Source organism: Shewanella sp. Scap07 (assembly GCF_013394145.1).
Classification (GTDB): Bacteria; Pseudomonadota; Gammaproteobacteria; order Enterobacterales; family Shewanellaceae; genus Shewanella; species Shewanella waksmanii.
In genome coordinates this window covers 929,947-949,672 of sequence record NZ_CP041329.1, presented here as the reverse complement: position 1 = coordinate 949,672, position 19,726 = coordinate 929,947, and the positions used below count along the sequence as shown (strand labels likewise).

Genomic DNA, 19,726 nt, shown 5'->3' with positions numbered 1-19,726 from the left:
TTTATCTCAAAAAAGGCATTTCACTAAGCCTTAAAATGAACTTGTCATCTCGGGCGCTCGCAGCGGCAACGCCATTGAGCTAACTTTTGACTTGCTTGGTGAACATAGACTAATTATGACATACCCAGATTGACTCACCAGGCAACAATTGAATGATGCTATAGCCCTGTTTAGGATCAGTGACTAGCACCCTGATGTCGACCTCTATTTCACTGTCATCCACCATACGTTCTCTACTAAAATCGATAATATTTTTCATATATGGTGGTATATACATAGAGGACAAATCGATATTAAACTGGCCCTCATTAAGTGTCGCTTTATAGGTCATATCACCATACTGTAGCTGCGTTAACATCCCATCTAGGGTGATTTCGCCAATCACCTCCCCGTCAGTGAGAAATTGATAGTCCATACTGAACTCATCCGCAAGGCTTTTAATCTCTAAACCAATCTGCAAATCTGTCTCTGTGGCGGCGATATAAGCATCAGCCTGGCACTGCAAAAAGATTTGGTCTTTATCATACAGATAAACATAGTGACCAAAGGCAATCAGAGCGACTGAAAAAAGAACAATAAACCTTGGCGCATAACGGCGCTTTTTAGCTGCAATGGTAGGCATAATATTAGCTGCAAATACCCTGACGAACTAACCACTGAGTATCAATAAATGCAAAGCTCTTTTCATCAGAATAGGCTTTGACATTTTTCACCTCTCTTTGGCCATTAATATCGCGAGTTAATACAATACTCATCAGTTTGTCACTGGTTGAGCGAGAGACATAGACCTCCTGCCACAATACCCTTTTGCATTGCGCCATCATCAAATCAAACTTATTAACACTGGCGTTGATGGCATGCTCACCGGCATTAATCATGATTGGATAATATTCTACCTGACCACTAGGAGTCGCCACTTGATAACCTTCAACTTGCTGAATAGTCGGTGTCGGCTCAAAAATTGAGTAGATAAAAATCAGCAATAGCATCAGTTGCGCCATCAAAATACCGTACTGTTTATTGCTAATGGTACGGTGTGGGCCTAAGCCATTGAGGTTAACTTTTGCCTTATTGATACGCTTAAGTAGCATGAAGCCCTGATCATCAACGGCCACTAACAACTCAGAGGAACTGCCAAGAAAAAACCGTATACGTTCAATTGCCGCCGTGAGTGCTTCTTTAGTTTGGGCATTTTCTGGCAATTGTTGCATTAGCTGCTGAATCGATAGCACTTGGCCACGGTGCTGGGTCAATAGTGTGACAACGTTAAACTCCACCACTGGCATTTTCCAGCTGGTGTCATTCTCGTGATTGGTCAGGGTCGTTTGAGAGGTATCAAACCAACAACAACCTATCTGCATGGTATGGTACCTTCAAAGTAGATAAACGTAGAGCTAGTCTAGCTTTCCTAGACAATAGAGTCTGTGATCGACATGTACATCGATGGCCCAAAATAACGTTTTGTGAAGCGCTGCACAGTTCATTACGCTCAAAAAAATCTTTAAGCAACAACCTGCTAACCTAAAAACAAGTTACAACCAAACTAAACAACAAGTGCAACAAAGCGTATCCACCATGGTCAATTGAGTAAGCAAACACCGATCTATAAGCATAAAAAAAGTGCCTAAAGGCACTTTTTAGAAAAATTAACTGTATGACTTAGAATGAGTACAGCAAAGTCATATTAGTTTCGGTATCGGTACTCTCTTTGCCATCAAGTGGGGTATCGTTATAGCGCACAATAACAGCAAACTTCATTGCTAACGCGCCCACAATATTGGCGGTAATAAATGTTTCAGAGCGACCTTCAAACGTATCACCAACATCGGCAACAAACATCTGGCCAAACTTCGAACTTTCAGTAATTTGAGTTTCGAAATTTAACACGCCATGGGCAACCCAACTGTCTTCGGTGTCATAGCCTTTATCAGCCGCATTTTCATCATCAAGACGCTTGTATTTATAACCTGGACCGATTTCGACATTAAAACGCGTGCTTTCTGTATCAATGAACTTATAACCATAACCAGAAGAAGCGGTCGTGGTAGAATCAAAACCTGTAAATGGGTCAATTTCATGGTTAGCATTGATGAACAGATAACTTTTCTCATCAAACTTATAATCAGCCTGAATTAAACCGAAATAACGCTTACCGGTTTCAACACCTGAATCCTCTTTATATAAAGCTTCCAAAAGGTATTGGTTTTCCCAATTACCTAATTCGTGCTTCATATCTAAACGCCCTTTTACTGAGGTCGTTTCAGTGTTACCGGTAGTTAAAGTTGCACCTAATTCAGCGTCACCACCGAATATTTTGTCACCTTCAACAAAATCCGCACCAGCTTGCGCCCCAAAAGGCACTGCTAACGTTATCGCCGTCGCGATTAGCAATCTTTTCATTATTAACCCCATTAAGTATCAACACTTCCCCTAAAAAATTGGCGCAATATTAACACTCAGCCAACAGATTGCAAGAATCCGCTACATCTACATGAATATATCCCTTTGTATACTTTCATTGATCGAGGGTGGCGCGTTAAATCAGGAATTACGGTTGTTCTGCTAACAGATTCAACTGCACTGCCAACGGCTGCAACCCAGTAAAGCTCGACACAAAAAAGCCCTCAACAGAGGGCTTTTATTTACCAACAGTCAATCGATAACTAGTTGATTTGTGGGTCAAGCTCACCGGCTTGATAAGCCTTATACATAGCCTGTAATGACTTAGGCTTGATTTTCGAGCCCATACCCGCACAACCGAAGGCTTCATAACGGGTAGTACAGATATCTGCCATCGCTTCCATTGACGCTTTTAGGAATTTACGTGGATCGAACTCTGTTGGATTTTCTGCTAGGAATTTACGCACAGCACCAGTTGAAGCTAAACGTAAATCGGTATCGATGTTCACTTTACGCACACCGTGCTTAATACCTTCAACAATCTCTTCTAGCGGCACACCATAAGTTTCAGGGATGGCACCACCATATTGGTTGATAATCTCTAGCCACTCTTGTGGTACAGAAGATGAACCATGCATAACAAGATGGGTATTAGGGATACGGGCGTGGATCTCTTTAATACGATCGATACGCAGTACATCACCGGTAGGCTTACGGCTAAACTTATAGGCGCCATGGCTTGTACCGATAGCGATGGCTAAAGCATCAACGTGAGTATCAGCAACAAAACGCGCCGCTTCTTCTGGTGTAGTAAGCAGCTGGTCGTGGCTTAACACGCCTTCAGCACCCACACCATCTTCTTCGCCAGCCATGCCGGTTTCTAGGCTACCTAGGCAGCCAATCTCACCTTCTACTGATACGCCACAAGCGTGAGCAAATGCTACGGTACGACGGGTAACATCAACATTGTATTCATAAGATGCCGGTGTTTTACCATCAGCCATCAAAGAGCCATCCATCATTACTGAGGACATACCCAACTGGATAGAGCGCTGACAAATGTCAGGATCGGTACCATGGTCTTGGTGAATACAGACTGGAATATCTGGATACTGCTCAAGAGCAGCGGCCATCAAATACTTCAAGAACTGTGGACGAGCATACTTACGTGCACCCGCAGAAGCCTGCACGATCACTGGGCTATCGGTTGCTTCAGCAGCCTGCATAATTGCACGCATTTGCTCAAGGTTGTTGACGTTAAAAGCAGGAACACCATAACCGTGCTCAGCTGCATGATCTAACATTTGACGTAGGGAAATTAAAGCCATTTTTTACTCCAATAATAGGGTGGTCGATTCATATTCCATATGAACGCGAACACCAAGGTCACTATCGTTTGGATTGATCTTTGTACTGCAACTTAAGTGGTTAACACTTAAGATGCAGCGGTTTTTTATAATACTAATTATTATTCTTTGAGCTTGGTGCCAGCTTAACTACCGCGGCTCTCAAGCATTGCAACTGCTGGTAACTCTTTGCCTTCTAAAAACTCTAAGAAAGCGCCACCACCGGTTGAAATATAAGACACTTTGTCAGCAATTTGATACTTATCAACCGCGGCCAAGGTATCACCACCACCGGCGATGGAGAATGCTGATGACTCGGCAATAGCTTGTGCGATACGCTTGGTACCTTCACCGAATTGATCAAACTCGAATACGCCAACAGGGCCATTCCAAACAATAGTTCCAGCGTTACGCAAAATATCCGCCAACGCTTCTGCACTGTCTGGACCAATATCAAATATCATATCGTCACTTGCTACTGCATCTACCGCTTTTAGCGTGGCACTAGCGGTTGGGCTAAACTCGCCGGCAACCACGACATCAGTTGGCACAGGAATATCACCACCTCGGCTTTGTGCATTAGCCACTAAGCGCTTAGCTTCATCGATTAAGTCAGCCTCATAAAGCGACTTACCCACTTCGTGGCCTGCTGCAGCAATAAAGGTGTTAGCAATACCGCCACCAACAACAAGTTGATCGACGATGCCTGATAGGCTTTCTAATACCGTAAGCTTAGTCGATACTTTTGAGCCACCGACTATCGCCACTAATGGACGAGCTGGATTGTCCATCGCTTTACCTAAAGCACTCAACTCACCCGCTAGCAATGGGCCAGCGCAGGCAATTGGTGCATACTGTCCAACCCCATGGGTTGAAGCTTGAGCACGGTGTGCTGTACCAAATGCATCCATCACATAAACGTCGCAAAGGGCTGCCAGTTGCTTTGATAGCTCAGGATCATTTTTCTTTTCGCCGACATTAAAGCGGACGTTCTCAAACACCACCACTTCACCAACATTGGCTTGCACACCATCAAGATAATCCGCAGCAAGTCTTACTGGGCAATCAAGGGCTTTGTTCAAGTAATCAACAACAGGTTGCATTGAAAACTCGGCGTTAAACTCTCCTTCAGTCGGGCGCCCTAAATGTGACATCACCATCACCGCTGCCCCTTTTTCAAGCGCTAGCTTAATGGTAGGCAGAGATGCGCGTAATCGTGCATCACTCGTCACGACACCGTCGCTGACAGGCACATTAAGGTCTTCACGAATAAGCACTCGCTTACCTTGAAGATCGATATCTGACATATTGATAATTGCCATCTGTGATATTTCCTCTTTGCTAATGTTAAAACTAAAAACTGGTTCCACCGCTTACAGTAAGGACAACACACTGACTGCAGGCTAAAATTTGTGTCTAAAGCTATTGTTGCTTGGCTTTTATCATCGCTAAACTGGTATCCAACATACGGTTGGCAAAGCCCCACTCGTTGTCGCACCATAAAAGTAACTTGACTAAGTGACCATCGCTGACTCTGGTTTGCGTGCCATCGACAATGCTAGAGCGTGGATCATGGTTAAAGTCACAAGAGACCAATGGCGCATTAGTAAAGCCAACAACACCTTGATACAGACCCGCCGCTGCGCCGGACAACGCTTGATTAATGGTGTCGATATCGACCCGCTTAGCTAATGTCACCGATAAATCGATTGCGGTCACATTAATCGTGGGCACGCGCACTGAAATAGCCTCAAACTTATCTTTCATTGTTGGAAGTATACGTTCAATACCACGCGCTAACTTAGTATCTACGGGAATAATCGATTGGCCTGCCGCTCGGGTACGGCGCAAATCATCATGATAGGCATCAATAACCTGCTGGTCATTCATTGCCGAATGAATCGTGGTTATTGCACCACTTTTTACGCTAAATGCACGATCGAGTACTTCAATCACCGGTACAATGCAGTTAGTCGTACAAGATGCGTTAGAAATGACACTGTGATGCGCCTGCAAAGTATGATCATTCACGCCGTAAACAATCGTGGCATCGACATCACTTGATGATGGATGGCTAATAAGTACTTGCTTAGCGCCCGCTTGAATATGTGCTTCACATGCGACGCGATCATTGAGTGCGCCGGTGGCTTCATAGACAATATCAATATCCATGTCAGCCCAAGGTAACTGACTGGCATCAGCTTGATGCAACAAGGTAATGCTATCATCGCCAACAAGCATCTTATTGCCGGCTAATTGGGCAGAAGATTGAAAACGGCCATGGGTAGTATCGTATTGAGTCAGGTGTAACATGGCTTCAGGTTTAGCGAGTTCATTAATGGCCACGATCTGGATCTGATCGCGTTTGCCCGACTCATACAGGGCTCGAAGAATTGAACGGCCAATGCGGCCATATCCATTAATAGCAACTCTGATCATTAAAGGCGTATATCCTCTATGTTAGCCATCGAGCTTACTTAAAATATGACAACGACTTATCAGTAAAATAACTGATAAGTCGTTCTATCAATGGGCAACGCTCAGGTTGCCCATGCGATATTAACCCGATTTATAAAATCGCGTTAGTTTTTGCCACTACATTGTCAACGGTGAAGCCAAAGTGCTTCATCAATGCGCCACCAGGTGCAGACTCACCGAAGGTTGTCATGCCAACTACTGCGCCGTCAAAACCAACATACTTGTGCCAGAAATCAACGTGAGCGGCTTCAATAGCAACACGCTTAGTGACACTTGATGGTAGTACTGATTGACGATATTGCTCATCTTGCTTATCAAACTCATTGGTTGATGGCATAGAAACAACACGTACCTGCTTGCCTTGTTCAGTAAGCGTAGCCGCTGAATCAAGTGCAAGTTGCACTTCACTACCGGTAGCAATCAAGATTACATCTGGCGTACCTGCACAATCACTCAGTACATAACCACCTTTAGCAACATTGGCTAACTGCTCTGCACTACGCGCTTGAGCAGGCAAACCTTGACGGCTAAATACTAACGATGTTGGCGCATCACGACGTTCAATTGCAGACTTCCAAGCCACTGCGGTTTCAGCTGCGTCACAAGGACGCCATACTGTCATATTTGGCGTCATACGTAAGTTGGCAAGTTGCTCAACAGGTTGGTGAGTTGGACCATCTTCACCTTGACCAATTGAGTCATGGGTATAAACGAAGATGTTTTGAATCCCCATCAATGCAGACATACGAACCGCATTACGTGCATATTCCATGAACATCATGAAAGTTGCACCATAGTTAATAAAACCACCATGCAACGATACACCGTTCATGATACCGCTCATACCAAATTCACGAACACCATGGTAAATATAGTTACCCGCTGGATCATCTTGAATGCCTTTAGAACCAGACCATAAGGTTAGGTTAGAACCGGCAAGGTCAGCTGAGCCGCCCATTAATTCCGGTAGGATGGCACCAAATGCACCAATGGCATTTTGTGAAGCCTTACGGCTAGCGATACCTTCAGCTTTGTCTTGGCATTCTTGAATGAAAGCCTGTGCTTTCGCTTCAAAATCAGCTGGGAGTTCACCGGTTACCACACGACGTTTGTATTCAGCAGCTAACTCAGGGAAGGCCGCTTCATACGCCGCAAACTGCTCGTTCCAAGCTGCTTCGTTGCTCGCGCCAGCTTGTTTAGCATCCCAACCTTCATACACATTGGCTGGAATTTCAAATTCACCGTGACTCCAACCTAGGAATTCACGTGCTGCTTTAATCTCATCAGCACCAAGTGGTGCGCCGTGACAGTCGTGGCTGCCAGACTTGTTTGGAGAACCAAAACCGATAACGGTTTTGCAGCAGATCATTGTTGGCTTGTCAGTAACAGATTTAGCTTCTTCGATTGCTGCGCGAATGGCGTCGCTATCATGGCCATCAACATTAGCAATCACATGCCAACCGTAAGATTCAAAACGTTTTGGCGTATCGTCAGTAAACCAGCCTTCAACATGGCCATCAATAGAAATGCCATTGTCATCCCAAAATGCAATCAGCTTACCTAGACCAAGCGTACCCGCAAGTGAACAAGCTTCATGCGAAATACCTTCCATCAAACAACCATCACCTAAGAAACAGTATGTGTTGTGGTCAACAATGTCGTGGCCAGGACGGTTAAACTGCGCTGCCAGTGTCTTTTCAGCAATGGCCATACCGACTGCATTACTGATACCAGCACCTAATGGACCTGTGGTGGTTTCTACACCTGGCGTATAACCATATTCTGGGTGACCCGGTGTTTTAGAGTGCAGCTGACGGAACTGTTTTAGTTCTGCCATAGGCAACTCATAACCCGTTAAATGAAGTAGAGAGTAGATCAGCATTGAGCCATGACCGTTAGATAGAATAAAGCGGTCTCTATCTACCCAATTTGGGTTGCTTGGGTTGTGCTTTAGGAAATCATTCCAGAGTACTTCGGCGATATCAGCCATCCCCATTGGGGCACCTGGGTGACCAGAATTAGCTTTCTGGATTGCGTCCATACTTAACACACGGATAGCGTTAGCGAGTTCTTTACGAGAAGACATGCTCTCTCCTGCTTAGGTTATTTTATAAGGTCTATAGGCGAATTTTGGGAGCCATATTTTCGCTTACATACCCGGCAGACGCAAACGTTTATTGACCAAATGGTGATATTAACAGCCAATGTGAACAATCTTATTGCTGCGAGCTAATTCACATAAAAGTAAATTACCTAAAGTTGCCTTAAGTCGTCAGCTATCAAAATGATAAGTAACCAACTGATAATTAGTACTTAAACTGCATAACATGATTTACAAGAATGACTATTAGGTCACAAGTTGAAGTAATTTTTGGCATCAGGGGGTGCGTAAAGACAGTTTTTCAATTATTATAGCCGTCTAGATGTAGATACTTCTACACACTCATTTTTGATTACTGACGAGATTTTCCAATTATGGCAAAACACTTGTTTACCTCTGAGTCGGTCTCAGAAGGTCATCCCGATAAGATCGCCGATCAGATTTCTGATGCGGTACTTGATGCAATTTTAGAGCAAGACCCTAAAGCCCGTGTGGCTTGTGAAACTTATGTCAAAACTGGCATGGTGATGGTCGGCGGTGAAGTCACGACTTCTGCATGGGTTGATATCGAAGAGATCACCCGTAAAACTGTCCGTGATATTGGTTACACCCATTCAGATATGGGCTTTGATGCCGATTCATGTGCGGTATTAAATGCCATTGGTAAGCAATCTCCAGATATCAACCAAGGTGTTGATCGTGCCGATCCAAAAGAGCAAGGCGCCGGTGACCAAGGCTTAATGTTTGGTTATGCCAATAACGAAACCGATGTATTGATGCCAGCTCCTATTACCTACTCGCACATGCTGGTTAAACGTCAGTCTGAAGTACGTAAAGATAAAACCCTACCTTGGTTACGCCCTGACGCGAAAAGCCAAGTCACGTTTGCGTATAACAGCGACGGCAGCGTTGCTGGTATCGACGCCGTGGTTTTGTCGACACAGCACAGTGAAGAAGTGAATCAAGCAGATTTGATTGAAGGCGTGATGGAAACCATCATTAAGCCGGTTTTGCCTGCTAAGTGGTTAAGCAAAGACACTAAATACTTCATCAACCCAACAGGCCGTTTTGTTATCGGTGGACCTGTGGGTGACTGTGGTTTGACGGGTCGTAAGATTATTGTTGATACCTATGGCGGCATGGCACGTCATGGCGGTGGTGCTTTCTCAGGTAAAGATCCTTCTAAAGTTGACCGCAGTGCAGCCTATGCCGCGCGTTACGTTGCTAAGAACATTGTCGCTGCTGGTCTTGCAGATCGCTGCGAAATCCAAGTTTCTTACGCTATTGGTGTGGCAGAGCCGACCTCTATCAGTGTAGAAACATTTGGTACCGCCAAGGTTGCAGAGGAACTACTGATAGACCTAGTACGTCGTCACTTCGACCTACGCCCTTACGGTCTAACTGAAATGCTAGACTTGGCTCGCCCAATCTATAAAGCAACCGCAGCATATGGTCACTTTGGTCGTGAAGAGTTCCCTTGGGAGCGTACCGACAAAGCTGAAGCTCTACGCGCTGATGCGAACCTATAATGCTTAACGCATTATAAAAAAGCCGCCTGTTTAGGCGGCTTTTTTGTTTTTACAACAGCTGACTACCAGTCAACTTTGTTGCCCTGCCAGTCAAGAAAATGTGCGCCACAAATCGGATGCACATGCTCACTGACATACAATAGCTGCTGCGCAACAAAATCCGTACTAAACAGTTTACCTGCAGGCACATTAGACTGAAACGGCTTCGACAAAGCGGTGTCGGTTGTGCCCGGATGAAAACACAGTAGTGCCACATTCTTAGCGCGGCGAGCGTACTCTATTCCCGCAGTTTGCATCAGCATATTTAGCGCCGCTTTTGAGGCTCGATAACTGTACCAGCCTCCAAGATGGTTATCGCTAATACTGCCAACCCTTGCACTCATCACGGTCAAACTACACACTTGCTTTCCCGACAGCACCGGCAACAAATGCTTCAACCACAACATGGGCACTACACTGTTAGACTGAAAACTCGCCAACATCGCTGTGGCATCAATGTCTTCAACACGCTTTTCTGGAAATTGGTCACTGTGGTGCAGCACACCATTAAAGATATACACCCGATTAATATCTCCACCGACTTCGGTCAGTAGATCTGTCATCGCGACAATACTCGCTTCACTATAGTCACATTGCCAGTCACACACATTAGGCTGGGGGTGCCGCTGTCGGTGGCGGGAGATCGCAATCACTTTTTGCTGCGAACGCAGCTTAGCAATGGTTGCTTGGGCAATTTCACTACTTGCGCCAATAACAACAGCAATGGGACTATTAGCCGTCATAATGAACAACTGCCCTCACTGCAGCGTTTTTTACCTGTTAACAAGTAGCTAATTCGATAGCGATGTTTAGCAAACCCAAGGTAGAAGATATCGGCAATTGGTTTTATCACAGGCCAACGTAAGAATGCCACGCGATACTTTTTCCCAACCAGTACCCAAGCGCGATAAGTCACATCTAAGCCCAACAAGATATTACCCTTGTCGTCCATGCCATGCAGGATCAGATTGGCACGGTTAGGATCTATCTCTGGGAATTTTTCCGCAAAACCTGTTTGATTAAGATCCTGCAGTTCGATGCTGCCATATTCATCATACTGTTTTAGCTGCTTCATCTCGGCGGCGCACAGCGGACATTGACCATCGAAAAATATTGTCAGTTTCATCTTCAACTCCCATTTCGTATCAACTAATGCCAGCTTATAGGGTGAATGATTAAAGCCCTAGTAACATTACCACGTGGCAGCCAACCGCCACAGCGGTCAGTAAGGTTCGTAATTTCAGGTAGCTTGGATCTATCCCCACCAAGGTAGCTTGACGACGCTCTACGATTAACGTGGTGATATACCCCAGCATTAACAGCGCAACTGCACCTAGCGTTGCTGTGAGCAACAAACACAACCATGCAAGCAAGCATAGAGCATTACTCAGCCCCATCACCCAATCATTGACATTATTTTGCAACGCATGGGTTTCTCGGCCCCATAAAGAGCCACTTAGAAATGCTAAAATACTGGCGCTGTAGGTGACAAAGAGCGTAGATGCCGCGTGACCAAACAATGGTTGCTGCACCATGGTCAAGCCACTGGCAATGATGAACGGTAGCAGACCTGCCACACCAAGAAGTCCCATCAATTTTGTCATTAGCGTGCCTCAATGATAACCATAACCTCATTACGTATTAGCGCGCCTATTGGTTCACTTATCGGCAGCGAGTAAGCTTAGTTATTTGACAAATAATCAATAACAACTTTAAGTTAGCGCTATAATTTGTTTTTACCGTGACCTATCAAAGCAGGCTCATTCATGACCCCTAGCCAAATCAAACTTGCCATCGCAGTAGCTGCTGTTGCGCTAATTGCAGTAGGCCTATATGTCAGCCAAACAGACAACACCGCGCCACAAACGACAGGCATGACAGATGAAAATAAAGCATCTCGCCTGGCAGCCAACACCAAGCAGATCAAAATTAGCCAAGCAAAAGATGTCACCATTGAGTCTTTAGATGCGCTAATCGCACTATTTGACTCACTCAACTACAACAACGAAAGCTGGCGTGAAGGCAACCGCGAAGTGCCAAGGCTAACGTTCAAAAGTGTCAGCGAAAAATGGCAACAAACCTCAAATGAAATCCCAGTGCAAACCAAAAAAATGGTATTTTTCCGGCTGATGGCCCCCCTCATACTGGTCGCAAACGAGAAGGTCCTTGCAGAGAGAAAGATCGCACAAGCTGCACAATTGGCTGACACCCAACTTATTGATCTGGCTGAGAAGTACCGGATAAAGACCGCTTCTACAACTCAACTTACAGAGCCTGAAAGACAAATACTGCTATCTCACATTGATATCATTCCACCTTCGCTTGCGCTTGCGCAGGCGGCCGAAGAAAGTGGTTGGGCAACCTCTCGCTTTACCGTTGAAGGCAATGCGTTTTTCGGACAGTGGGATTTTAGCGGTAATGGGATGATTCCAAAACAGCAACGCAAAGAGTTAGGTAATTATGGCTTAGCCCGCTTTGACACACCATTAGCCTCTGTTGAGGGGTATGTGCTTAATATCAATCGCAACGCTGCCTATGAAAAGTTACGCACATTACGAGCTGAGCTACGTCAGCAAAGCCTGCCTATTACCGGCATGGAGCTGGCCACCACATTGGACAAATATTCAGAACGTGGCCAAGCCTATATAGACGGTATTAGGTCAATGATCGACTTTAATAAATTACAACAGGTTGATGAAGCCTATCTCAGCAATGACCAACCGTTGCACCTAGTTGGCACTAATCAATAAGTTTGCGCTATTGCGCGCTTTTTCAGGCGCTGGTCGATGATGTAAGTCAAAATGGCGGCACATGCTAGGCCGCCAGCATCGGCGAGTAAATCAGCTAAGTCAAAAGTTCGGCTGGGGATTAACGCTTGAGAGCCCTCTTCCACCACCACAAATACCGCCACTAACAAGGTTCCCCAATAGCATTTTAGAGGCCGGAATACTCGCATCGACAAACTTAAATTGAGCAGTAGGCTTAACGTGCCAAACAACACAAAATGGCCAATTTTGTCACCATAGGGCAAAGCCCTCACCAACTCGGTAAATAGAGTCTGCTGGCCAATATTAGCACTGTAAATTGCCCAGCTGATAAATAGCAGCATCATTGCGGTGAGTAGCACAATGACGGCGTTAAATTTACTGAATTTGATTTGCGTTGGCATAGACAAGAACACAGATAAACACACCATTCATCGATGCTAACATAAGCGCTAATCGTTTCGGCTTAGTTTAACAACAATTAATATTCAGCAATCTGGTGCGCTATTTGAGCTTAACAATGATCAAAGTGTGCATATTCCATGCACATGTAGCCGACCTGCTGTAGTGACATAACCGGTACATCTATCTCTTCGCTTGAGCTAAAAGGGGTCGCTTTGTTTACAAGGGCAATACTGGCTGCATAGTCATTGGTTTTGCCACATTCAATCACTTGCTCTTGCCATTGGACAAAGTACCATGGCGCCCCATCGCGTTCACCACGATAGCATTGATGAGATTGCTCGTGCTCGGTCAATACCGCAGTGACTAACTTAAGATTATCAAAAGCGGACAATTGCAAACCCAAATAGGCCTTAAATAACTCACTAAAATCTTGCTCGTCTTGCATCACACTCACCTCGCTTGGCAACCAAGTAGGTAATAATCTCGGTCATCAAAGTCAAAATAATCCAATACTTGCATTTTTGCGCCATAAGTATGGGCGTTAAAAGAGGCTTGGTTGTCTTCGGCGATAAAAGTCACCACGCTATGAATATCGCGCGGTAATTGACTCAGCAATTGCGCAACTAATTGGGTAAAAATCCCTTGTTGACGAAAGTGTTGACTGATCCAGATTGGACCATACTGGCAACTGTTTTTCGCACTCAGTGTTCGACCATCAATTTGATAGTCGCTAACTTTTCGCTGTAAAAATTGATATAGCGGCCATTGCTGATAGAACGACCAGCGGCCCGCAATCACATAACCCACAATTTCTGCTTTTGATTGCGCTACCGCAACCCAGTGCTGGTTTATCAATTGTTCAATTTGCGCTAGTGAAAAGCTCTGCCCAGTCATAGCCACCGCTGACTGACCTAATTCAGCATTAATATGCTGCTGCTCTAACTGAGCAATAGCTGCGGCATCAGCAGCGATCGCGGCTCTAATTGTGATCATCAATACTGTCTGTAACGTAAAAACGCTATTGTACTGAGTTCGCCAGATTGAAACAAATCGCCTAGGTTTGCAAAAACACCGACCACAAGCCACAATGAATTAATGTTCACAAGGAAATAGTGCCCATGCTGCCCGACACCATAGATACTGGTTTGAGTTTACTTGAAGATGACCACGCGCAGATAAATTTAGTGCGTTGGATGCATCAGTGCGAGTTAATGAAACGCTACTACCAATCTGAAGCCGCCTTTGTCGCACAGCGCACCGATCTCGGTTTTGAAGTCATTGTTGGCTCAGCCAACCCTAGCAGAAAATTTATCTCAGGCACTTTATATGACGATAACTTGAGCTTATTTGACACAATGAGCAATTCCGACCCTGATGGCTTAAGCATAGATTTAACCCAATATATTAAAGAAGATGTGGTCAATGATTTAGGCGCCAATCGACAACTGATTTCGCGACCTATTCTATGGCCTGACGGCAGCGTTTTTGGTTGTTTATGTGTCGTTGAGCCTAACGAAGATGAATCGGCCAACATTAACGCGTTTATGTTGGAGCCATTTCAAATTTTGTTGCAGCAAGATTTAGCATTATTGTGCCAAAGCCAGCGCATTGAATCATTGTCGATGCGTGATCGCGAAACCGGCATGTTAAACCACTACGGCTTTATTATGATGGCTCCACGTCAACTCAATCTGGGCCGACGTTTTGGTGCCCATGCCGGTATTTTGATGTTTGAACTCGATAGCCAGTCTCCACAAATACCGCAAATTGAAGATAAACATAACCGCCTACTAGGTGGCATTATCCAAGACACCATTCGCACCGCAGATATTGCTGCCCACTACAGTCGAGATCTTTTTGTTGTGTTAGCTTTTGTTGATTCTGAGCGGGACTTGCAGCATATCTGTTTAAGAATAGAAAAACTGCTGACTCAGCAAAACCCTAACTTGCTACTCGATCGCTCCCACAGTTTTTTTGCACCAGACTCACCCGCTAAGTTAGCCCCAATGATAGAGGCGGCTAAGTCTGGTCTGAAATCTTATCAGCAACAACCGCAAGAAACTGAGTAAAAACTCTTAATTATCGATTGGTTATAACCGAATACAACACCATACATTCTATATGTGTGCAAGGTTAAAAATCATACAAGCCGCCTTAGATCACAGCTTTAACAGGCAAACAGACTGTTCCTTAAAACGGTAAAAGAAACGGTTATGCTGTAACGATTTTTTCAGTATGCTAGTTGGCTAGATAGTGTAGAGAATCATTTGCATCAACGTAGAGAAGGCGCCCATGCTTGCCCAGCAAAGTCACGACAATTTATGGCTGCGAGAACAAGATCACCCGGCCATTAATCTGCCTCGCTGGCAGCAACAAGTAGATATCCTTAGCGAATTTTACCAAGCTCAGTCCAGTGTCATCGTGCAAAAAATGGATGACGACTTTCAAATTGTTTGCAGCCGTCAAAAAACCAATTTTGGCTTATATGGCGGTGAGCAATTTCAAGATGCCGAGCTCGAGAGTTTGCTAACAAGCTACACGGGATATGGCATTGTTCAAAGCACTGAAACACAAAACCTATCTCTGCAACTGAGCCAGTTTGAGCAATTAATCATCTTACCTTTGTACTGGCCCGATGGTTTCCTATTTGGTGCTATTATTATTTGCCAAGCTAAACAATTGCAGTATCTGAACAAGCTTTTGCCACTGTTAGAAGCTGCAAAATCTCTAATACAAGGTGAGTTAAAGCAACTGCACTTAATGCAGCAAGTACAGATGCTGTCTGTACAAGATGAGCAAACCTGCATGCTCAATCCTTACGGCTTTAGCCTTATGGCCCCCAGACAGCTAAGCCTTAGCCGCCGTTTTGGCTCCCATGCGGGTATCATTTTGTTAGAGGATATTGCCCCACAAGCGAGCGAAACCCAATTACTGCATGAGCAAAAATTACGACAGATAGCACGAATCGTACATGATAACTTACGGGATGCCGATGTATCTGCGCGCATCGGTGAACGCTTGTTCATTATCTTGGCATTTGTAGACAACGAATCTAATTTGTCAGCGTTGATCAATCGGCTTAAAAAGCAGATAGCAAAAGAAAGTATCAAGCTTAATGTTGTTACAGGGCAAAGCTATTTTACCCCTGATACGCATCAATCGCTGGAGCCCATGCAAAAAGCCGCAATGCTAAATCTCGCTGATAACAAAGCAAAACTGCTAAATATTAAATTGTAATCAGCCTAATCCTTGTTATCCCGTGGGCTGTCTGTATGAGTAGGCTGCGCTTTAGCCCACTGGATAAATAGCACCACAGGAAATGGCGACATCGCCACCAACCCAAGTCCAATAAGGGAAGCGATGGTAACCATACCACTGACTTGTTGCGCCATCTCTGTCATCAAATAACAACCTACACCTACGGTAAGCATCAGCAGCCCAAGCCAGTGCAACAACTTTAATGTTCGAATCATAACTCGCCCCTCAATGAGCGATAACCGCGTTCAAGCGTTGATGTTATCGCGCAATTAGCCCAATTGATGGACTAAACAGCACAAAAACCGCCAAAATAAACAAAAGATCATCAAAAAAGCCTAATTTGATCTTTTTATCTAGCGTAAGAATTGTCAAACTATATCCCTATATCTACCTTGGAATCCACACTCATGTCTAAACAGCTTATTGTATTAGGTGCTGCATTATTGGGCTTGGCTGCTTGCCAGTCCGCACCACAAACCGAACAACCCCAGTTGAATCTTATTGGTACTTGGCATATTGAAGTTGCACAATCAAAACCCGTCATCGACTATAGTCCCGCCAAACTCACCTTTGCAGAAGATGGCCAGTTGTCAGGCAACAATAGCTGTAACCAGCTTTTTGGACAGTATAGTGTGGAAGGTCAGCAGGTGAGCATAATGCCTGCCGGTAACACCATGAAAGCCTGTGTTGAAGCACTAATGGTGCAAGAACAGCGCGTCATGGGGGCGCTACCTTTGATTTCGCAGGGTAAAATGAGCCAAGGCAAGCTACTGCTGCAAGATGAGCAAGGTAACACTCAGTTAATCTTAAGCCGCTTGTAAAAGCTCAATACCAATCAGCTATCACTTTAGTTGATTGGGCAAAAGAGCGTAACATCAGCCTTCGATGTTACGCTCATTAATATGCTGTTCGTACTGACTTTGTTTGACAACTTATCTTCGCTAGCTTGAACCTGTTCAACTTAACCCCACTTTGCTGCATGTCGCTAAGTTTATGATTTAGGCATCAAACTGACGGTAGCTGCGACTAACTGGCTTATCAAACTGTTGGCGATGCAAAGCAGCAGGCGGCTGTTCACGCTCAATAAGATAGCTCCAATAGGCATCATCAAATCCATGAAACAGATGCCCCTTCTTACCTTGTGCACGTAAAATAAGGTGCCACCAGACAAGTGCCCATACGCCTAGGGTTGCAAGCGTAATGACAAAATGCCACACATGGTGCACTTCATCACAGTCACGTTCGAGTGCGTGCTGTGTCTGCTCAATTAACTGAGCCTCTGACACTGATGGCGCCGAAGGATCCGGCCGCAGCGCAGCAGATTGATGTGTTTTATTGGCGGCTAACTGACTAGAAGTTTTACGCTCTGGCATCATGCACCTCATCAACAAAGTGGAATAATAAAAGTTTAGCAGAGTTAGACTTTAGTCGAATAAAAATTGCGGCTATTTTTCACTTCCACACAGAAGAAAAAGTGCTAAAGTAGCCAGCCGTATTCCTCAAAATAAGTAATGGTCATGCAGATCAGACAGGGTAATAGTAACGATATCAATGCACTTGTGGCTTTCAACCAAGCGATGGCACAAGAAACAGAAGGGTTAACCCTCGATGACACAATCTTAAGGCGTGGCGTAACCAGTTTGATTGAAAACCCTAGCCGCGGCTTCTATTTGGTCGCAGAAATTGATGGCGAAATTGCCGGCTCACTCATGGTGACTTACGAATGGAGCGACTGGCGAGCAAAAGATTATTATTGGATCCAAAGCGTCTATATTCGCCCACAAAACCGTCGCCAGGGCATTTATAAAAAGCTTTATGATGCGGTTAAAAACATCGCCGCAGACAATGGAGGCGCGGCAAGCTTCCGATTATATGTCGAGCAGGACAACACCAAAGCGCAACAAACCTATAGTGCTTTGGGGATGGAGCAAAGCTACTACTTGATGTATGAACAGAAGTAACCAGCCTAATACAAAAAAGCCGTCGACAAGCGACGGCTTTTTTAGCACTACACGGTTAAGCGCAGATACTGGTTACTTTTATTGCTAAGCCACCTTGACTGGTTTCGCGGTACTTCACATGCATGTCTTTGCCTGTCTCGTACATGGTAGCAATCACTTTATCTAAGCACACTTTGGGCTCGCTATTGCGACGCATCGCCATTCTTGATGCGTTAATGGCTTTAACTGCCGCTATCGCATTGCGTTCAATACACGGTACTTGCACTTGCCCAGCAACAGGATCGCAAGTCAGTCCTAAGTTATGCTCCATACCAATTTCAGCTGCAATACAGACCTGTGATGGCGTCGCCCCCATGATTTCAGCCAATCCAGCTGCAGCCATAGAGCAAGCTACCCCAACCTCCCCTTGGCAACCCACTTCGGCACCGGAAATAGAGGCGTTACGTTTATACAATGAGCCCACCGCAGCGGCCGCCAAAAAGTAGCGGGTATACTCTTGCTCAGTGACAGGCTGAATAAACTTATCATAATAAGCTAATACTGCAGGAATAATCCCCGCAGCCCCATTGGTCGGCGAAGTCACGACTCGACCACCTGCCGCATTTTCCTCACTCACCGCTAATGCAAACACGTTAACCCAATCCACAATCACCATAGGATCTGCCGATAAGCGCTCTTGGGTCATTAATTGACGGTACAGCACCGGGGCGCGGCGAGGCACCCGTAACGGCCCAGCTAATACCCCTTCAGTACGGCAACCTTTATCAATCGCTTGCTGCATGGTATTCCACACCGCACCAAAACCATCATAAATAGCTTGTTCGCTATTGAATACTTGTTCGTTAGCCATCATCAGTGCGCTAATGCTCATGCCATTTTCACGGCAGGTGCTGAGCAGTTCAGCGGCATTGTTGAAAGGGTAAGGCACAATCACTTCATTTGCCGCCACCAAATTAAACTGTGCTTCTTCGACAATAAAGCCACCGCCAATAGAGTAGTAGGTTTTGCTCAGCACGCACTCATCACCATGATAAGCGTGTAAACTCATGCCGTTTTCATGCAGTGGTAACGCATGATCGTGAAAAGCCACTGCGTGGGAAGGAAAGTCCACTAAGTGTTTTTCGGCGCTCAAAGGCAATACTTGTAATCGCTCGACTTCATTGATGAACGGCGTAATGCTATCAATGTCGACAGTCTCAGGACTATTACCCGCCAGCCCCATAATTATCGCGATATCGGTATGATGACCTTTGCCCGTCAGTGACAGCGAGCCATAGATGTCCACGCTGACACGGGTTACCTCACTCAATCGTTCGCTATCAATTAACTCTTGGGCGAACATTTTAGCGGCCTTCATCGGCCCCACAGTGTGGGAGCTTGATGGGCCGATACCAATTTTAAAAATTTCAAATGCACTGAACATGGCGTTACCTTAACCTATCCA

Annotated in this window: 22 protein-coding genes; 6 read left to right on the top strand and 16 right to left on the bottom strand. The window is 45.1% G+C overall.

What is annotated here, in order from left to right:
• Positions 1-109: 109 nt before the first annotated feature.
• The 7 genes from FLM48_RS04100 to tkt all read right to left on the bottom strand — a co-directional run bounded on the left by FLM48_RS04100 (position 110) and on the right by tkt (position 8,310).
• Positions 110-622 carry a hypothetical protein gene (locus FLM48_RS04100; RefSeq protein WP_179023656.1) on the bottom strand — a complete coding sequence of 171 codons (513 nt, stop codon included), beginning with the start codon at positions 620-622 and terminating at the stop codon, positions 110-112.
• 4 nt (positions 623-626) lie between these two features.
• The gene (locus tag FLM48_RS04095) at positions 627-1,361 is read right to left on the bottom strand and encodes a winged helix-turn-helix domain-containing protein (RefSeq protein WP_179023654.1); all 735 of its coding nucleotides are present in this window, start codon (positions 1,359-1,361) and stop codon (positions 627-629) included.
• Between the two features lie 298 nt (positions 1,362-1,659).
• Positions 1,660-2,400 (bottom strand): YdiY family protein, encoded by a 741-nt coding sequence (locus FLM48_RS04090; protein ID WP_028772514.1) that lies wholly within the window; start codon positions 2,398-2,400, stop codon positions 1,660-1,662.
• Positions 2,401-2,663: 263 nt separating this feature from the next.
• On the bottom strand, positions 2,664-3,728 hold the full coding sequence (gene fba / locus FLM48_RS04085) for a class II fructose-bisphosphate aldolase (RefSeq protein WP_028772513.1): 1,065 nt from the start codon (positions 3,726-3,728) through the stop codon (positions 2,664-2,666).
• Between the two features lie 164 nt (positions 3,729-3,892).
• A complete protein-coding gene (locus tag FLM48_RS04080; RefSeq protein ID WP_179023652.1) occupies positions 3,893-5,068 on the bottom strand; it encodes a phosphoglycerate kinase in 1,176 nt (391 codons plus the stop codon).
• 100 nt (positions 5,069-5,168) lie between these two features.
• Positions 5,169-6,185, bottom strand: coding sequence for an erythrose-4-phosphate dehydrogenase (gene epd, locus FLM48_RS04075; protein ID WP_179023650.1), 1,017 nt, complete (start codon positions 6,183-6,185; stop codon positions 5,169-5,171).
• A gap of 130 nt (positions 6,186-6,315) precedes the next feature.
• Positions 6,316-8,310 carry a transketolase gene (gene tkt, locus FLM48_RS04070; RefSeq protein ID WP_179023648.1) on the bottom strand — a complete coding sequence of 665 codons (1,995 nt, stop codon included), beginning with the start codon at positions 8,308-8,310 and terminating at the stop codon, positions 6,316-6,318.
• A 389-nt stretch (positions 8,311-8,699) separates the two neighbouring features.
• On the opposite strand from tkt, the gene metK reads away from it, so the two are divergent.
• Positions 8,700-9,854 carry a methionine adenosyltransferase gene (metK, locus tag FLM48_RS04065; protein ID WP_028772509.1) on the top strand — a complete coding sequence of 385 codons (1,155 nt, stop codon included), beginning with the start codon at positions 8,700-8,702 and terminating at the stop codon, positions 9,852-9,854.
• A gap of 62 nt (positions 9,855-9,916) precedes the next feature.
• On the opposite strand, the gene FLM48_RS04060 is transcribed toward metK, so the two are convergent.
• From FLM48_RS04060 to FLM48_RS04050, 3 genes are read right to left on the bottom strand one after another with little or no spacing between them, the layout of a single operon-like run.
• Positions 9,917-10,636, bottom strand: a complete 720-nt coding sequence (locus tag FLM48_RS04060) for an SDR family NAD(P)-dependent oxidoreductase (protein WP_179023646.1) — start codon at positions 10,634-10,636, stop codon at positions 9,917-9,919.
• Positions 10,633-11,019: a thiol-disulfide oxidoreductase DCC family protein gene (locus FLM48_RS04055; protein WP_028772507.1), complete on the bottom strand. Its 387-nt coding sequence runs from the start codon at positions 11,017-11,019 to the stop codon at positions 10,633-10,635. The genes FLM48_RS04060 and FLM48_RS04055 overlap by 4 nt, the downstream gene beginning before the upstream one ends.
• Before the next feature lie 49 nt (positions 11,020-11,068).
• Positions 11,069-11,497 carry a DUF3429 domain-containing protein gene (locus FLM48_RS04050; RefSeq protein ID WP_179023644.1) on the bottom strand — a complete coding sequence of 143 codons (429 nt, stop codon included), beginning with the start codon at positions 11,495-11,497 and terminating at the stop codon, positions 11,069-11,071.
• A gap of 162 nt (positions 11,498-11,659) precedes the next feature.
• Between FLM48_RS04050 and FLM48_RS04045 the strand changes: the two genes are divergently transcribed.
• On the top strand, positions 11,660-12,643 hold the full coding sequence (locus tag FLM48_RS04045; protein WP_179023642.1) for a glucosaminidase domain-containing protein: 984 nt from the start codon (positions 11,660-11,662) through the stop codon (positions 12,641-12,643).
• Here FLM48_RS04045 and FLM48_RS04040 read toward each other — a convergent pair.
• The 3 genes from FLM48_RS04040 to FLM48_RS04030 form a co-directional block, all read right to left on the bottom strand.
• Positions 12,637-13,089, bottom strand: a complete 453-nt coding sequence (locus FLM48_RS04040) for a VanZ family protein (RefSeq protein WP_256871047.1) — start codon at positions 13,087-13,089, stop codon at positions 12,637-12,639. The two genes, FLM48_RS04045 and FLM48_RS04040, sit on opposite strands and share 7 nt — an antisense overlap.
• 83 nt (positions 13,090-13,172) lie before the next feature.
• Positions 13,173-13,508, bottom strand: coding sequence for a hypothetical protein (locus FLM48_RS04035; RefSeq protein WP_179023640.1), 336 nt, complete (start codon positions 13,506-13,508; stop codon positions 13,173-13,175).
• A gap of 5 nt (positions 13,509-13,513) precedes the next feature.
• Positions 13,514-14,056 carry a GNAT family N-acetyltransferase gene (locus FLM48_RS04030; RefSeq protein ID WP_179023639.1) on the bottom strand — a complete coding sequence of 181 codons (543 nt, stop codon included), beginning with the start codon at positions 14,054-14,056 and terminating at the stop codon, positions 13,514-13,516.
• A 125-nt stretch (positions 14,057-14,181) separates the two neighbouring features.
• Between FLM48_RS04030 and FLM48_RS04025 the strand changes: the two genes are divergently transcribed.
• Complete coding sequence (locus FLM48_RS04025) at positions 14,182-15,132, top strand: GGDEF domain-containing protein (RefSeq protein WP_179023637.1); 951 nt, start codon at positions 14,182-14,184, stop codon at positions 15,130-15,132.
• 223 nt (positions 15,133-15,355) lie between these two features.
• Entirely contained in the window at positions 15,356-16,300 is a 945-nt protein-coding gene (locus FLM48_RS04020) for a GGDEF domain-containing protein (RefSeq protein WP_179023635.1), read from the top strand.
• 5 nt (positions 16,301-16,305) lie between these two features.
• Here FLM48_RS04020 and FLM48_RS04015 read toward each other — a convergent pair whose 3' ends face one another.
• Positions 16,306-16,536, bottom strand: coding sequence for a hypothetical protein (locus FLM48_RS04015; RefSeq protein ID WP_179023633.1), 231 nt, complete (start codon positions 16,534-16,536; stop codon positions 16,306-16,308).
• A gap of 192 nt (positions 16,537-16,728) precedes the next feature.
• On the opposite strand from FLM48_RS04015, the gene FLM48_RS04010 reads away from it, so the two are divergent.
• Positions 16,729-17,142: an META domain-containing protein gene (locus tag FLM48_RS04010; RefSeq protein WP_179023631.1), complete on the top strand. Its 414-nt coding sequence runs from the start codon at positions 16,729-16,731 to the stop codon at positions 17,140-17,142.
• A gap of 177 nt (positions 17,143-17,319) precedes the next feature.
• Here FLM48_RS04010 and FLM48_RS04005 read toward each other — a convergent pair whose 3' ends face one another.
• Complete coding sequence (locus FLM48_RS04005; RefSeq protein WP_256871046.1) at positions 17,320-17,697, bottom strand: hypothetical protein; 378 nt, start codon at positions 17,695-17,697, stop codon at positions 17,320-17,322.
• Positions 17,698-17,838: 141 nt separating this feature from the next.
• On the opposite strand from FLM48_RS04005, the gene FLM48_RS04000 reads away from it, so the two are divergent.
• Positions 17,839-18,282 carry a GNAT family N-acetyltransferase gene (locus FLM48_RS04000; protein ID WP_028772499.1) on the top strand — a complete coding sequence of 148 codons (444 nt, stop codon included), beginning with the start codon at positions 17,839-17,841 and terminating at the stop codon, positions 18,280-18,282.
• A gap of 55 nt (positions 18,283-18,337) precedes the next feature.
• On the opposite strand, the gene FLM48_RS03995 is transcribed toward FLM48_RS04000, so the two are convergent.
• Positions 18,338-19,705, bottom strand: a complete 1,368-nt coding sequence (locus FLM48_RS03995) for an L-serine ammonia-lyase (protein WP_179023629.1) — start codon at positions 19,703-19,705, stop codon at positions 18,338-18,340.
• Positions 19,706-19,726 lie beyond the last annotated feature (21 nt).

Excerpts from the sequence above, each read along its gene's own strand:
- FLM48_RS04100 (WP_179023656.1), bottom strand. The coding sequence starts at position 622 with ATGCCTACCATTGCAGCTAAAAAGCGCCGTTATGCGCCAAGGTTTATT.
- FLM48_RS04095 (WP_179023654.1), bottom strand. The coding sequence starts at position 1,361 with ATGCAGATAGGTTGTTGTTGGTTTGATACCTCTCAAACGACCCTGACC.
- FLM48_RS04090 (WP_028772514.1), bottom strand. The coding sequence starts at position 2,400 with ATGAAAAGATTGCTAATCGCGACGGCGATAACGTTAGCAGTGCCTTTT.
- fba (WP_028772513.1), bottom strand. The coding sequence starts at position 3,728 with ATGGCTTTAATTTCCCTACGTCAAATGTTAGATCATGCAGCTGAGCAC.
- FLM48_RS04080 (WP_179023652.1), bottom strand. The coding sequence starts at position 5,068 with ATGGCAATTATCAATATGTCAGATATCGATCTTCAAGGTAAGCGAGTG.
- epd (WP_179023650.1), bottom strand. The coding sequence starts at position 6,185 with ATGATCAGAGTTGCTATTAATGGATATGGCCGCATTGGCCGTTCAATT.
- tkt (WP_179023648.1), bottom strand. The coding sequence starts at position 8,310 with ATGTCTTCTCGTAAAGAACTCGCTAACGCTATCCGTGTGTTAAGTATG.
- metK (WP_028772509.1), top strand. The coding sequence starts at position 8,700 with ATGGCAAAACACTTGTTTACCTCTGAGTCGGTCTCAGAAGGTCATCCC.
- FLM48_RS04060 (WP_179023646.1), bottom strand. The coding sequence starts at position 10,636 with ATGACGGCTAATAGTCCCATTGCTGTTGTTATTGGCGCAAGTAGTGAA.
- FLM48_RS04055 (WP_028772507.1), bottom strand. The coding sequence starts at position 11,019 with ATGAAACTGACAATATTTTTCGATGGTCAATGTCCGCTGTGCGCCGCC.
- FLM48_RS04050 (WP_179023644.1), bottom strand. The coding sequence starts at position 11,497 with ATGACAAAATTGATGGGACTTCTTGGTGTGGCAGGTCTGCTACCGTTC.
- FLM48_RS04045 (WP_179023642.1), top strand. The coding sequence starts at position 11,660 with ATGACCCCTAGCCAAATCAAACTTGCCATCGCAGTAGCTGCTGTTGCG.
- FLM48_RS04040 (WP_256871047.1), bottom strand. The coding sequence starts at position 13,089 with ATGGTGTGTTTATCTGTGTTCTTGTCTATGCCAACGCAAATCAAATTC.
- FLM48_RS04035 (WP_179023640.1), bottom strand. The coding sequence starts at position 13,508 with ATGCAAGACGAGCAAGATTTTAGTGAGTTATTTAAGGCCTATTTGGGT.
- FLM48_RS04030 (WP_179023639.1), bottom strand. The coding sequence starts at position 14,056 with ATGATCACAATTAGAGCCGCGATCGCTGCTGATGCCGCAGCTATTGCT.
- FLM48_RS04025 (WP_179023637.1), top strand. The coding sequence starts at position 14,182 with ATGCTGCCCGACACCATAGATACTGGTTTGAGTTTACTTGAAGATGAC.
- FLM48_RS04020 (WP_179023635.1), top strand. The coding sequence starts at position 15,356 with ATGCTTGCCCAGCAAAGTCACGACAATTTATGGCTGCGAGAACAAGAT.
- FLM48_RS04015 (WP_179023633.1), bottom strand. The coding sequence starts at position 16,536 with ATGATTCGAACATTAAAGTTGTTGCACTGGCTTGGGCTGCTGATGCTT.
- FLM48_RS04010 (WP_179023631.1), top strand. The coding sequence starts at position 16,729 with ATGTCTAAACAGCTTATTGTATTAGGTGCTGCATTATTGGGCTTGGCT.
- FLM48_RS04005 (WP_256871046.1), bottom strand. The coding sequence starts at position 17,697 with ATGATGCCAGAGCGTAAAACTTCTAGTCAGTTAGCCGCCAATAAAACA.
- FLM48_RS04000 (WP_028772499.1), top strand. The coding sequence starts at position 17,839 with ATGCAGATCAGACAGGGTAATAGTAACGATATCAATGCACTTGTGGCT.
- FLM48_RS03995 (WP_179023629.1), bottom strand. The coding sequence starts at position 19,705 with ATGTTCAGTGCATTTGAAATTTTTAAAATTGGTATCGGCCCATCAAGC.